The following is a 13,281-nucleotide window of genomic DNA, read 5'->3' as shown; positions in this document are numbered from 1 at the left end:
TTGAGTAGCCCCTTGAGCCGGCGAGACTCTGAGAGAGGCTCTTGGCGGTCCACCACAGCGGTGGGAGTGGATTTGTTTTTTTGGAGCAAGTGAAAAGGCCCCTCACTTCCTTATCTAAAGGAGGCTCTATGCAGTCCGTCACATCGGGAAGAAGGCGTCATTTTTGGAGTCTATATTTAAATTTTGAAGAATAAATCGATAAAGACTTAAGGGATTCTTAGGCGAAGATAGAGCTAGCATGTTACAATAGGGGAAAAAGAGGTGATATCGATGAAAATAAGCAAAATCCAACGTCAAAAGAAAGATCCACAACGCTATTCCATCTATATCAATGACCAATTTGCCTTTGGTGTTGACGAACAAATCTTAATCGACTTCTCCTTAAATAAAGGCAAAGACCTAGATCAAGGGCTGATAGATGCAATTTTAGCAGCAGAAGCTCAACAAAAACTCTATTTAAAAGGGCTTAACTACCTATCCTACGGCTTAAAATCCACTAAAGAAATGCAAGATTACTTAAAAAAGCAAGTTAAAAACTTGCTTACTAGCCACTTTTCTTTAGAACAAGTAAGGTTGGCAACTAATCATTCCATAAATACGCAAAGTCGATCAATAAGCTTGGCGAATTTTGATGAAGGTGACTTGGATTTTTGGCAAGATCAAGTTGAAGATGATCTGGAGCAAGCAACGGACGGACAGCTAGAAGCCCAGGATGCCAAAGACCTTGATCAGGCTCATGACCAGTGGATTCAAGCAGCGCTTGATCGATTAACAGGTCTGGGGTTGTTAAATGATCATACCTATGCGCTGGCTTATTTGCGCACGCAAGCTCAGGTGAATCGTAAAGGACCTCAAAAGATTGACTATGAATTGTGTCGTAAAGGCGTAGCTCAGTCGATTATCCAAGACGCCCTTGAAGAATATCCACAAGATTTGTTGCGGGAGAATATCCAACACCTAAGTCGTAAGTTTATCCAATCCAAGCGACGCTTATCTCCACAAATGTTAAAAAACAAGCTGTTTTTACACTTATTACAAAAAGGCTATTCCAAGGAACAAGTAGATAGAGACTTTGATCCTTCCTGGTGTGAGTTATCACAAGAAGAAACCGATCAACGACTCGACAAGGCTTTTGAGAAGTCCTTGAAACGCCGTCAAAGAAAATTACAAGGCTATGATTTAAAGCAAGCCCTTATTCGGGATTTAATGACCCAGGGTTTTAGCTATGAGAGCATCCAAACTAAGTTAAATGATAGGTCTTGGGAAAATATGAATTAAAGGAGGCTGCACAGTGGATATCAAAGACTATTTTGATTGGTCACCCGAAAAAATTCAGGATTTTCGTGACTGCTTATTGGCTTGGTATGACCAACATGGGCGGGACTTACCTTGGCGGCGGACGTCAGATCCTTATGCGATATGGGTCAGTGAGGTAATGCTGCAGCAGACGCAAGTCGATACGGTGATTGATTATTATCAACGTTTTATGCAGGCTCTACCAACAGTTCAAGCCTTGGCACAGGCCCCCCAAGAGCAATTAATGAGCTTATGGCAAGGTCTGGGTTATTATTCACGGGCGCGTAATATGCAGCAGGCGGCTAAGACGGTCATGACTGAGTACCAAGGACAGATGCCTAAGACACTTAAAGAACTGTTAACGCTTAAAGGAATCGGACCTTATACTGGAGCAGCGATCGCTTCGATTGCATTTAACCAAGTAGAACCAGCTATTGATGGGAATTTGATGCGGGTAACGGCACGTTTATTTGAGATTGACCAAGATATTCAAAAAACAGCCACTAAGCGTCTATTTAAAGAAATTCTGGATCAATTGATTGATCCCACTCGGCCGGGGGACTTTAATCAGGCCTTAATGGATATGGGAGCCTTGGTAATGACATCATCGAATCCTTATCCAGACCCTCATCCCTTGGCAGACTTTGACCGGTCTTATCAGCATAAGACAGCCCAGCTCTATCCGGTTAAATTGAAAAAAACGAAGCAAAAACAAGAGCTAAAGCTGGCATTCTATCTAGTAAATGAAAAAGGACAGATGCTAGTGCGCCAACATCAAGCGGGTGAGCTATTACAAGGCTTATGGCATTTTCCTATGCTGAATTTAAAGGATATAGCGACGCTTAGCCAGTCTACAGCAATTAAAGGCTTAGCTTTACAGCAATTTTTTAGTCAAGATCAAGTGGCTGAATGGTCCAATGAAGCCAGCATTCTCGATAAAGCAAAGTTGTTGTTAGAGTCGGTTCAAGGTCCAGTCAAGCATGTTTTTTCTCACCGAATCTGGCAGGTCTATCTTTTGCCAGTTGTCTATCCCAAGCAATCAGAAAAATTGCTTGAGGCTTTATGGTTAATGGATGATAGCTTTCGATTTGTGGATGAAACAGCGTATGCCCAATTAGCTACTTCCACATTACAAAAGAAACTCGATCAAATTCGAACGAAAGAAGATTCATAATATGAAGGAATTGATGATTTATTTTAGAGGGTATGGCTGGATCAGTTTTTTAGCTCCCTTATGTAAGTTAATCGAAGCCTTGCTTGAATTGGCTGTTCCCTTGATCGTTGCTCGTTTGGTCGATCAAGTCATGCAACAAGCTCCTTATCAAAAGCTTTTGATTCAAGACGGGTGGATGCTGGCCTTAGCCTTTTTGGGCTTGGCTTTTTCGATGATGGGCCAGTATTTTTCAGCCAAGGCGGCGACAGGATTTGCCAATAATCTGGGGAGGGACCTTTATCAGCATGCCCTTGCCATGGACCAATCTAGCTATGATCGATTGGGACGTACTAGTATCAATACCCGATTGTCGAGTGATCTTTATCAGATCTTAACTGGCTTGAATACCTTTTTCCGCTTATTGCTGCGATCACCATTTATTGTCTTTGGGTCGATGTTCATGGCAGCCTTAATTGATTGGCGGATGACGCTTTATTTTGTAGTCATGGTGATAATTTTATTTCTAATTGTGGGGGGGATTACTTACTTTGGTCAAGCTTATTATCAAAAAATTCAAGCAGCACTTGACCAGCTGAGTGTCCAGGTGAGTCAACAGATGAAGGGCTTGCGAGTGATTCGGGCCTTTAATCAAGAGAGTAAGGAGCAGGCGGATTTTAAAGCGGCCAATAGTTATTTGACTCAGTTACAACTTCAGGCGGGGAAGCTAACGGCTTTAACCAATCCCTTAACTTATTTAGTGGTTAACAGCACACTGATTGTAATTTTGCTGCAAGGAGGCCGATTTATTGACCGGGGTCATTTAAGCCCCGGTCAATTGGTGGCTCTGGTCAATTATCTATTAGCAATTTTAGTGGAATTAGTTAAATTAACGAAGGTGGTCCTGGTCTTTAACCGAACACAGACAGCTGCTCATCGAATTGTGGCTGTTTTGGAGGCACCGCTTGAAGATAAGAAATTCATGCCAGGAACTGGTCTTCAGGAAGGCCAACTGTTAGCCTGTCGTCAGCTTTCATTTGCTTATCCGGACACAGGTGGTTTAGCACTTTGTGAGCTTAACTTTTCGGTGAACGTGGGAGACTTCATTGGTATTATGGGAGCCACTGGCTCAGGTAAGACAACCTTAATCCGACTTTTAACTCAGTTTTATCAGCCCACTCAGGGACAGATTGCCTATAGCCCTGCCTATTTTGATCTAGCGACTAAGGATACTCTTCGTCAAGGGATGGCAGTGGTTCTTCAAACCGCCCGACTATTCAAGGGGACGGTGCGTAGCAATCTTCTTCTAGCTGATCCTCAAGCCGATGACCAGGAGCTTTGGCAGGCGCTTGAAACAGCTCAGGCAAAGGACTTTGTAGCGGATTTAGACCAGGGACTTGATAGTCCGATACTGGCTCAGGGGATGAACCTATCCGGTGGTCAGCGTCAACGCTTGGTGATAGCTCGTGCAATTCTCGCTAAGGCACCTCTCTTGATTTTGGATGCGGCAACGTCTGCTTTGGATTATTTAACGGAAGCCAAACTCCTTCAAGCTCTTCGTAAGGGATCTCCTTCTCAAACGATCATCCTGATTTCTGAGCGACCCGATAGTCTAAAAGCGGCCGATAAGATCCTATTATTGGATCAAGGTAAGCAGTTGGCCTTTGCGAATCATCACGATTTATTAGCCAGTCAGGCCATTTATCAAGAGATCTATCAATTGCAGAAAGGAGGGGGTAAGAAAGATGAAGAATAACCAATCAAGCCAAATTAAACGATTGAGTGGCTATTTGCTTAAGAATCGCCTCTTACTTTTTGCAAGTTTAGTAGCTACAAGCTTACAGGTATTGCTGACACTCTATGTTCCAGTCTTAATCGGTCAGGCGATTGACCAAATGTTAGGTCCTAGTCAGGTTAATTTTGCAAGTCTATGGCGAATTTTAAGCTGGATGTTGGGGATTATCGCTGTGAATGGATGTTTGCAGTGGTTGAATCCAGTCCTATTCAATCAGTTAGTCTATAAAACCGTAGAATTAATTCGTAACCAAGCCTTAGAACGGGTTCATCACTTGCCCTTAGCCTATTTAGATCAACTTTCTACGGGCGATTTGATTGCACGGGTGACGACGGATGCTGATCAGTTGGGGCAAGGTTTAATAATGGTTTTTAATCAGTTTATTTATGGTTGCTTGATGATCTTCTTTACGCTGATATCGATGGCTGGACTAGACCGAGTGATGATGGGGCTGGTGATTGTTTTAACCCCCATTTCTTTGTTATATGCTCATTTTGTGGCCTCTTATTCTTATGAGGCATTTCGATTACAAACACAGTCTCGAGCCAAAGAGGCAGATTTTGTGAATGAGTCTTTGCAACAAATGGAAGAAGTGAGACTTTTTAACCAAGCGGATCGTTTTGAAGACCGGTACCAAGCCTTACATCAGACTTATATGGCAGATAGCCAGCGGGCCTTGTTCTATTCATCAACTCTGAATCCTGCAACCCGCTTTATTAATGCTTTGATTTATGCCTTGGTCACGCTAGTAGGGATTGCTCGTATTCAAAAAGGGGCCTTATCTGTTGGGCAGCTTGTGACCTTCCTCAATTATGCGAGTCAATATTCTAAGCCATTTAATGATATTTCGGCAGTTTTAGCCGAATTACAGTCTTCTTTAGCCTGTGCTAGGCGGCTTTTTGAGATGATCGACCAAGTCCCTGAAGAAGAAGGGGGGAGTCGTCCCTTGCTTTCTTCAAAACTTCGCGGAGCGGTTGCTTTCGATGGGGTATCTTTCTCCTATTCTGCCAAGCATCCTTTGATTCAAGACTTGTCCTTTGAGGTTCAATCCGGTCAGCAGATTGCGATTGTTGGACCGACTGGTGCAGGAAAATCGACTCTGATCAATTTGTTGATGCGTTTTTATGACTTAGATCAAGGACAAATCTTATTGGATGGGATAAATATTAATCAGTATTCCAAAAAGGATCTTAGACAGCAGTTTGCTATGGTTTTGCAGGATACCTGGATTAAGGAAGCGACCGTGCATGATAATATCGCCTATGGTCATCCTAAAGCGACGCGTTCGGAAGTTGAAGCAGCAGCCAGATTAGCTCATGCGGATGGCTTTATACGGAGTTTGCCGCAATGCTATGATACGTTGTTGGTGGAAGGAGGCGTTAACCTCTCTCAAGGGCAGCGCCAATTGTTGGCGATTGCCCGGATCTTTTTGCGGGATCCTCAGTTATTGATTCTTGATGAGGCGACCTCTTCGGTTGACCGGCGGACGGAGGTTTTAGTACAAAAAGCTTTCAATCGGTTAATGAAGAGGCGGACTTCTTTTGTGATTGCCCATCGTTTAGCCACGATTGAGTCAGCAGACTTAATATTAGTATTGAAGGCAGGGCGAATTATTGAACAAGGTACGCATGAATCGCTCATGCAAGCTCGGGGATTTTATTATCAATTGCACCAAAGTCACGCCTTGGAATTAGCTGAAGTATAATGGCTCTCTTTGATTTCTTATAATAAAAATTAATAAATCAATACTAACTAGTTTGAAAATTTATTCCAAAAATTGAACCCTTCCTCCTGCTGTGGCGGACCGCCTAGAGCCTCTTTTAGAGTCTCGCCGGCTCAAGGGACTACTCAAAGGCTAAGCGCTAAAGCGCCAAGCTTTTGATGTGCGCCCTTTCCCTGATGCCACAGGAAGAGGAAGGGTTCTTTTTTCCATAAATTTTCTAAGTTGAATTCAATAAGCATCATAACAAGGCTTGTGGGCGAATATTATTTTATAAGCCAGTGGATGGGTTAAAAGTCATAGCGTTGATCTTCTTGCTCTTGTGCTTGTTCGAGTGCGACAGCTAGAGTGTGGCATTCGGTGATGAGTCGGTCGATGCGGTCCTTCACATCACTATTGATGAGTTGGCCAGCTTCAAAGTCCAGATCATGGGCGAAAACATAGGAAGAAGGTTGACTAGCCTTCATATAATTGAGAATTGGGTTTAGTTGGTATTGCGGAATTAAAAAATGCTTGTGGGATCCAGCAGTGATGATGGCTCCTACTACTTTGCCTTGAAGGGAATTTTGGGGTAATAAGTCGAAGACATTCTTCAAGCTAGCCGGAATTGACGCTTGAAAAATTGGACTAGCTAAGATCAAAACATCGCAATCCATGATGGCTTGGACTAATGTTCGGGTATCACCCGTTAAATCAAGGTAATGATAGCCTTTGGCGAAAGCTACCTCCATCTCAGCTAAGTCCAATAGTTGATAATCGCTTTCTGGATAGTTAGCTAATAAACGTTCTTTAGCGTAATTGAGGGCGGTTCGGCTTTTAGAGCCAATTAAACTACTAGCGAGTAGTAGGGTCTTCATTTATTCATCCTCCTTCGTTTTGTTGGCGATCGTTTCTTTGAATTGCTCAATATCTTGGGGAGCTTGACCGCTTGAGGATTTATTTTTGGTATAGTGGCGGATGGCAGGTAAGATATCAGACTGGATCAATTCCAGATTCTTCATTAACTTGTCGAAAGGTTGACCTCCAAAGTCGATTTGAGCCCAGTAGCGGGTCATACCAAAATGCTCATATTGGAAGAGAATTTTTTCAATGACTTCCTGTGGGCTACCAATGTTCAGAATGTTATCGATCTGACTGGACTGGGCAAAGGCACGTTTAGGGAAGGCTTGACCATTGGAGAAAGTAAAGCCCTTAGAGATATAGGGATAAGCTTCTTGCCGGGCTTGTTGGGAGCTTTCTGCTACATAGAACATACCTGAAGTGGCAAGCGGAATCGCTTTTGGATCGTAGCTATTGTCTTCAAGTGCTTGCCGGTAGACTTTGATATTTTGATAATGGAAATCTGTTGATCCGGTGAGGTGGGATAGGACCATGGCTGCTCCTTGTTTGCCAGCTTGGATGGCGGAAGTCTCGTGGCCGCCAACCGCTCGCCAGATGGGGATCTGTCGATTTTGATAGGGTCTGGGTAGAACGCTGGCATTGTCTAAAGGCTGTTGATATTTGCCTTGCCAGCTAATCAGCGTATTCTGATTGATCTGTCTTAATAAGTCAAAGCGCTCCTCAAATAAGCCATCATAATCTCGGATGTCATAGCCTAATAGGTTAAAAAGCCCTGTACGAGAAGCTCTACCAGCGATAATTTCCATTCTTCCTTGAGAGATTAAATCCAGGGTCGCAAAGTCCTCAAAAACACGAACCGGATCTGAAGTTGAAATGATGGTGGAAGAAGAGGATAGGCGGATGGACTGTGTAGCTTGGGCGAGGGCAGCGAGGATAACGGTATGAGCTTGGCTGGTGAAGTAGGCTTGGTGACTTTCACCAATCGCAAAGCAATCAATCCCAGCTTGCTCTGCTTCAATCCCAAAGCGAATGAGTTCATCGATCCGTTGACGTTGGCTAATGCGCTCACCGGTATGGGGATTGGGGATATGATCCCCTAAGGAAAAAATTCCAAATTCTAAATGATCGGGATATGGATTGGCTACTGTCATGATTAATTCCTCTTTCTATAAATATTCGATAGATTCATTATAACAAAATCTGAAACTTTACCGGATTATTCTGCCCATGAATCAAAATCTATGATATAATGTGAAGCGAATTGTTTATATGTCAAAGAGACATAATAGAAAGTAGGTTCAGTGATGAAGCAACCAAAAGAAGGTGAATTCATTACTGTTAAAAGTTATAAGCACGATGGTTCATTACACCGCACTTGGCGGGATACGATGGTCTTGAAGACCAGTGAACAGTCGCTGATTGGATGCAATGATCATACCTTAGTGATTGAATCCGATGGTAGACGGTGGGTGACGCGGGAAGCGGCCTTGGTCTATTACCATCAGAAGTTTTGGTTTAACATCGTTGCCATGATACGCAAACGGGGTGTCACTTACTATTGTAATCTAGCTTCACCTTATGTTTTGGATAAGGAAGCTTTAAAATATATTGATTATGATTTAGATATAAAGATGTTTCCGGATAAGGAGAAGCGTTTATTGGATCTTGATGAATATGAACAACATAGTAAGTTTTACCAATATCCACCAGAGATTGATCGGATCTTGAAGTATAATATTCAAGAACTGGTTCGTTGGATCGAAGAGGAGAAAGGTCCTTTTAATCCAGCCTTCATAGATATCTGGTATGAGCGATATTGCCAATTAACCCAACGTCGCCGATTTAATATAACGCATAAATAGTAGAATTCACTTACCTTCACAATTTGTTGAAAGCAATGGTTAGAGTTATTTCTAACGATTGCTTTTTTTATCACTAATTAGGAAAACGGTTTATTCATCGATAGAAAGGATGTTAGTAGATGGCACATCGAGATCACTTAGATTTAGGCGTCGATTACCAAGTCGATCAGACTCGTTTTTCTCTTTGGGCACCCAAAGCGAAAGCGGGTCAATTAATCGTCTACGCCAAGGATTCAGACCAAATAACCGACCGAATTCCAATGACCAAAGACCGAGATTCTGGCATCTTTAGTCTGACCTTAAAGGGGGATTGTCACGGTCTTATCTATCGATATACCTTGTACAATGGGAGTGAATGGATTTCGACTATGGATCCTTATGCCAAAGCTGCGACAGTGAATGGTCAGCGGGCTGTTGTGGTTGATTTTTCTCGGACTAACCCTGATCATTGGGAGGAAGAGGAGCCTTTGCCAGCTCTTGCCAGTCATGAGATCCTCATCTATGAGCTTTCTGTGCGTGATTTTACCAAGGATCCTGCTTCGGGGGTGAAGAATGGGGGATATTATTTGGGCTTGGCCCAATCAGGCAGTCGTAGTCCTCAGGGGATGGCCACGGGTCTAGATTATTTAGCAGAATTGGGGATTAGCCATGTGCAATTGATGCCGGTTTTTGATTTTCAGACGATCGATGAAAGCCAGCGACCGAGAAAATCGTATAATTGGGGCTATGATCCGCAAAATTATAATCTACCTGAGGGGAGCCTTGCTAGTGATCCATTTGATCCGATTTGCCGAATCCGCGAATTAAAAGCCCTGATTCAAGCTCTGCACCAAAAAGGACTGCGGGTCATTATGGATGTGGTCTATAATCACGTCTATCGCTGGGAAGACCATCCCTTTCATTTGACAGCGCCGGGCTATTTCTTTCGTTATGACCTTTCGGGACAATTAGCTAATGGAAGTTGGGTGGGGAATGAGACAGCTTCTGAACGGGAAAAGATGCGCCAGTATATGATCGATTCCCTGAGTTTTTGGGTGGAAGAGTATCATATCGATGGCTTTCGTTTTGACTTGATGGGGCTCCATGATCTAGCGACCATGCATTTGATTCGTCAGGAATTGACGAAGTTGAAGCCGGATATTTTTCTGTTAGGGGAAGGGTGGAAGATGAGTCAAGTCCTTCCGCCAGCCTATGCGGCTATCTTGGAGAATGCAGACCAGTTACCAGGCTATGCCTTTTTCAATGATCAGTTTCGTAAGCTTGTTCGGGGACAAGATGAGGACTTGAAGCATAAAGGCTTTATTAATGGTGGCGCCGAACTTTCTAAAGCGATGGGTCAAAAACTATTGGGTCAGCTAGAAGGTATCTCCTTAGCCAGTCCCCTGCAGTTAATTCAATATAGTGAAGTGCATGATTCCTATACGTTGGCCGACCGACTGAAAGAGGCGGATCCTAGTGCCGGTATCGATCAAATCAAGCACCAGCAAGCCTTAGCCTTAGCCCTAGGTATACTGGGTCAGGGGATTCCTTTTATCCATGCGGGCCAAGAATTTATGCGCAGTAAAGCGGGACACCGGGATTCTTATAATCTGCCTGATGCGATTAATCAAGTGGACTGGCAGCTAGTTGACCGCCATCAAGACCTTATCCAATATGTGAAGGATTTGATTCGACTTCGTAAGGCTTTTCCGCTGCTAGGACAGGCGAGTTTTGATCAGATTGAGCGAACCGCTCAGCTTTTATTAGCACAAGATGGTCTGGTGGGAATTGAGTATCAAGCGGAGGGGACGGCAATCATGCTCTTCTTTAATGGGACTAGTCAAGATAAGGACTATCGCTTGATACCCGGTTCATACCGAGTCTTGCTTCAAGGAATGAGTTTGGCTTATTCTTCAGAAGCTCCTTGGCAGAACCTTGATCAGATTCAGCTACCAGCCTATTCTGCGACAGTGATCCAAGGGTATTTTAAGGGGTAATTTTTGACAAACAGCTTTGATTCATGTAAATTAAATAAGCTTTCAAAAAATAGTAATGGAGGTTAATTTAGGATCAAGCGCCAGACCTAATCTAGATTAGGTGACGAGGAATGAGCTAATCGAAGTTTTCGGCGGGTGGCTCAAGGCTATGCGGTCTAAAGAAATAAGACAAATCAAAGCCGTCAGGCTCTGGACAAAACTTATTTCAAGCATATGAAAGCATAAATAGGACAGAGAAAAGAGTGAATATTTATGTGTGGAATTGTTGGATATATTGGACAAGGTGCCTTAGTGGATGCCTTATTAAATGGATTAGAAAAATTAGAATATCGTGGCTATGACTCTGCTGGAATCTTTGTGATGGATTCGATGGGGCAAGGGCATCTTTATAAAGAAAAAGGTCGGATTGCTCATTTGAAGGCATTAATTCCGAGTGATTTGACTGGACAAGTTGGAATCGGGCACACACGTTGGGCGACCCATGGACCCGCTTCTAGTCAAAATGCCCACCCTCACCAATCTGCTAGCGGACGGTTTACCCTTGTGCATAATGGCGTCATCGAAAATTATTTAGAATTGAAAGAGACTTATCTGAAAGATTATCACTTCCAATCACAAACGGATACGGAAGTGGCGGTTAATCTAATTGAAAAAGTTGCTTCTGAGGGGTTAGCTACTAAAGATGCTTTGGTGAAGGCTTTGAATTTGATTGAAGGATCTTATGCCTTTGCCTTAATCGATCAAGAACAGCCGAATCATCTTTTTGCTGCCAAGAACAAGTCGCCGCTCTTAGTAGGCTTAGGTGATGGCTTTAACTTGTTGGCATCGGATGCGATGGCAAGTATTGATTTAACCACGAAATATCTGGAGATTCACGACCAAGAAGTGATCGTCTTAACTAAAGACCATGTTATGATCGAAGATCTAGCTGGCAATACGATCGACCGCGAACCTTACCAAGCTCAGTTGCGGGTGGATGACTTAGAATTAGGATCCTATCCTTGCTATATGGCTAAGGAGATCAGTGAGCAAGCAGCGGTTATTCGCCGGAATATCCAAGCCTATCAAGCAGATAATGGGGACTTTGCCGTGGACTCTGATTTGCTTCAAGCGATCCACCAGGCGGACCGTCTTTATATTGTGGCTTGTGGGACATCCTATCATGCAGGGTGGATGGGCAAGCAATTTATTGAAGAACTAGCTCAGATTCCAGTAGAAGTTCATTTAGCTTCTGAATTTGCCTACCATATGCCGCTATTAAGTGACCGACCATTCTTTATTTTTATTTCACAATCGGGTGAAACGGCAGATAGCCGTCAGGCCTTGGTACGGGTTAAAGCCTTGAACCATCCCAGTCTTACCCTGACCAATGTTCCTGCCTCGACCTTATCTCGTGAAAGTGACTTTACCTTATTATTGAATGCTGGTCCGGAGATTGCGGTGGCTTCAACCAAGGCTTATACCGCACAATTAACGGTATTGATGATTCTAGCCTATGTCTTAGCAGGATCGGTTGATTTTGATTTGAGCCATGAATTAAGCTTGGTTGCTAGCCGGATTGAATCGGTATTGAGTGAGAAGGAATCGATCAAGGATTGGGTTGAAAATAATCTTAGACATGCTCGGTCGACCTTCTATATCGGACGTCATTTAGATTACTATGTGGCCATGGAGGCTGCCTTAAAGTTGAAGGAGATCTCTTATATTCAAACTGAAGCTTTTGCATCGGGTGAATTAAAACATGGTACGATTGCTTTAATTGAAGAAGGAACGCCGGTGATTGCGATTGTGACGGATGAGGTAACAGCAGCCAATACCCGCTCTAATTTAGAAGAAGTGAAGGCTCGGGGTGCGAATACCATGGTGATTTCGATGGCTAACTTGCAAAAGGCAGAGGACCGCTTTGTCTTTGATCCTGTTCATCCGCTTTTTGCACCTTTTGTGTCCGTTGTGATTAGCCAATTGATTGCTTACTATGCTTGCTTAGATCGGGGGTTAGATGTGGACAAACCACGTAATCTAGCCAAGTCTGTAACCGTTGAATAGCAGAAAAAGAGCATTTTTCCGAGTGAGCGATGGTCTTTTACTGGCTTATAAAAATTAAATCCAATCCCACAACTGTGGTGGACCGCCAGGAGCCTTCTAAGGAAGTCTCCTTGGCTCAGCTGGCTACTCAAAGCCTAAGCGCTAAAGCGCCAAGACTTTGATGTGTGCCAACTGTCCTTTGACCACGGCTGTGGGATTGGTTTATTTTTATCGCCTGTTTCAAGGCTATAGATTAACGATCGAATATAATGTTTAACCTGTCAGCAAAAAAACAAATCTTAGATTATTTTTTTAAATATTTATATAAGAAAAGTAATTTATACAATAGACAGGATGAAAATTTATTTTATTAGAAATATAAGTCTATAATGTTCAACGCTAAGTTCGGATCGTAACAGATAGAATTATTGATATAATTTTAATTTTAAAAAATAGTTGTTGAATACATCTAACCATCAATGATCCTCATTTTAATAAAGTATTTTCTGGATTATAAAAACCGCTTATTTTTAATGAATTATGCTTATGCTCTCAAAATGTTTAGCTTAATCTTAATTCGAATCCGAAAATTTATGGAAAAAAGAACCCTTCCTCTG

Annotated in this window: 9 protein-coding genes; 7 read left to right on the top strand and 2 right to left on the bottom strand. The window is 42.9% G+C overall.

Annotated elements, in window-relative coordinates:
• Window positions 1–270: 270 nt before the first annotated feature.
• From HMPREF2758_RS05485 to HMPREF2758_RS05470, 4 genes are read left to right on the top strand one after another with little or no spacing between them, the layout of a single operon-like run.
• On the top strand, window positions 271–1,278 hold the full coding sequence (locus HMPREF2758_RS05485; protein ID WP_070609548.1) for a RecX family transcriptional regulator: 1,008 nt from the start codon (window positions 271–273) through the stop codon (window positions 1,276–1,278).
• A 13-nt stretch (window positions 1,279–1,291) separates the two neighbouring features.
• Window positions 1,292–2,470, top strand: coding sequence for an A/G-specific adenine glycosylase (mutY, locus tag HMPREF2758_RS05480; protein ID WP_070609547.1), 1,179 nt, complete (start codon window positions 1,292–1,294; stop codon window positions 2,468–2,470).
• Between the two features lies 1 nt (window position 2,471).
• On the top strand, window positions 2,472–4,202 hold the full coding sequence (locus tag HMPREF2758_RS05475) for an ABC transporter ATP-binding protein (protein WP_070609546.1): 1,731 nt from the start codon (window positions 2,472–2,474) through the stop codon (window positions 4,200–4,202).
• Window positions 4,192–5,946: an ABC transporter ATP-binding protein gene (locus HMPREF2758_RS05470; protein WP_070609545.1), complete on the top strand. Its 1,755-nt coding sequence runs from the start codon at window positions 4,192–4,194 to the stop codon at window positions 5,944–5,946. Before HMPREF2758_RS05475 ends, HMPREF2758_RS05470 begins: the two co-directional genes overlap by 11 nt.
• Before the next feature lie 305 nt (window positions 5,947–6,251).
• Here the strand turns inward: HMPREF2758_RS05470 and HMPREF2758_RS05465 are convergent, their stop codons facing one another.
• Window positions 6,252–6,818, bottom strand: a complete 567-nt coding sequence (locus tag HMPREF2758_RS05465) for an NADPH-dependent FMN reductase (protein ID WP_070609544.1) — start codon at window positions 6,816–6,818, stop codon at window positions 6,252–6,254.
• Complete coding sequence (locus tag HMPREF2758_RS05460) at window positions 6,819–7,952, bottom strand: LLM class flavin-dependent oxidoreductase (RefSeq protein WP_070609543.1); 1,134 nt, start codon at window positions 7,950–7,952, stop codon at window positions 6,819–6,821.
• Between the two features lie 153 nt (window positions 7,953–8,105).
• Between HMPREF2758_RS05460 and HMPREF2758_RS05455 the strand changes: the two genes are divergently transcribed.
• The 3 genes from HMPREF2758_RS05455 to glmS all read left to right on the top strand — a co-directional run bounded on the left by HMPREF2758_RS05455 (window position 8,106) and on the right by glmS (window position 12,685).
• Window positions 8,106–8,663, top strand: a complete 558-nt coding sequence (locus HMPREF2758_RS05455; RefSeq protein ID WP_006908931.1) for a nucleoside tri-diphosphate phosphatase — start codon at window positions 8,106–8,108, stop codon at window positions 8,661–8,663.
• A 119-nt stretch (window positions 8,664–8,782) separates the two neighbouring features.
• Window positions 8,783–10,639: a type I pullulanase gene (pulA, locus tag HMPREF2758_RS05450; protein ID WP_070609542.1), complete on the top strand. Its 1,857-nt coding sequence runs from the start codon at window positions 8,783–8,785 to the stop codon at window positions 10,637–10,639.
• A gap of 252 nt (window positions 10,640–10,891) precedes the next feature.
• Window positions 10,892–12,685, top strand: coding sequence for a glutamine--fructose-6-phosphate transaminase (isomerizing) (gene glmS / locus HMPREF2758_RS05445; protein ID WP_070609541.1), 1,794 nt, complete (start codon window positions 10,892–10,894; stop codon window positions 12,683–12,685).
• Window positions 12,686–13,281 lie beyond the last annotated feature (596 nt).

This window comes from Facklamia sp. HMSC062C11 (assembly GCF_001810675.1).
GTDB classification, from domain to species: domain Bacteria; phylum Bacillota; class Bacilli; order Lactobacillales; family Aerococcaceae; genus Facklamia; species Facklamia hominis.
Note: the sequence above shows the minus strand (reverse complement) of the source record. Positions and strands in the feature narration are given on the sequence as shown.

Bases quoted from the DNA above. Each gene is read 5' to 3' on its own strand.
- HMPREF2758_RS05475 (WP_070609546.1), top strand. From the start codon at position 2,472: ATGAAGGAATTGATGATTTATTTTAGAGGGTATGGCTGGATCAGTTTT.
- HMPREF2758_RS05455 (WP_006908931.1), top strand. From the start codon at position 8,106: ATGAAGCAACCAAAAGAAGGTGAATTCATTACTGTTAAAAGTTATAAG.
- pulA (WP_070609542.1), top strand. From the start codon at position 8,783: ATGGCACATCGAGATCACTTAGATTTAGGCGTCGATTACCAAGTCGAT.
- HMPREF2758_RS05465 (WP_070609544.1), bottom strand. From the start codon at position 6,818: ATGAAGACCCTACTACTCGCTAGTAGTTTAATTGGCTCTAAAAGCCGA.
- HMPREF2758_RS05470 (WP_070609545.1), top strand. From the start codon at position 4,192: ATGAAGAATAACCAATCAAGCCAAATTAAACGATTGAGTGGCTATTTG.
- HMPREF2758_RS05485 (WP_070609548.1), top strand. From the start codon at position 271: ATGAAAATAAGCAAAATCCAACGTCAAAAGAAAGATCCACAACGCTAT.
- HMPREF2758_RS05460 (WP_070609543.1), bottom strand. From the start codon at position 7,952: ATGACAGTAGCCAATCCATATCCCGATCATTTAGAATTTGGAATTTTT.
- glmS (WP_070609541.1), top strand. From the start codon at position 10,892: ATGTGTGGAATTGTTGGATATATTGGACAAGGTGCCTTAGTGGATGCC.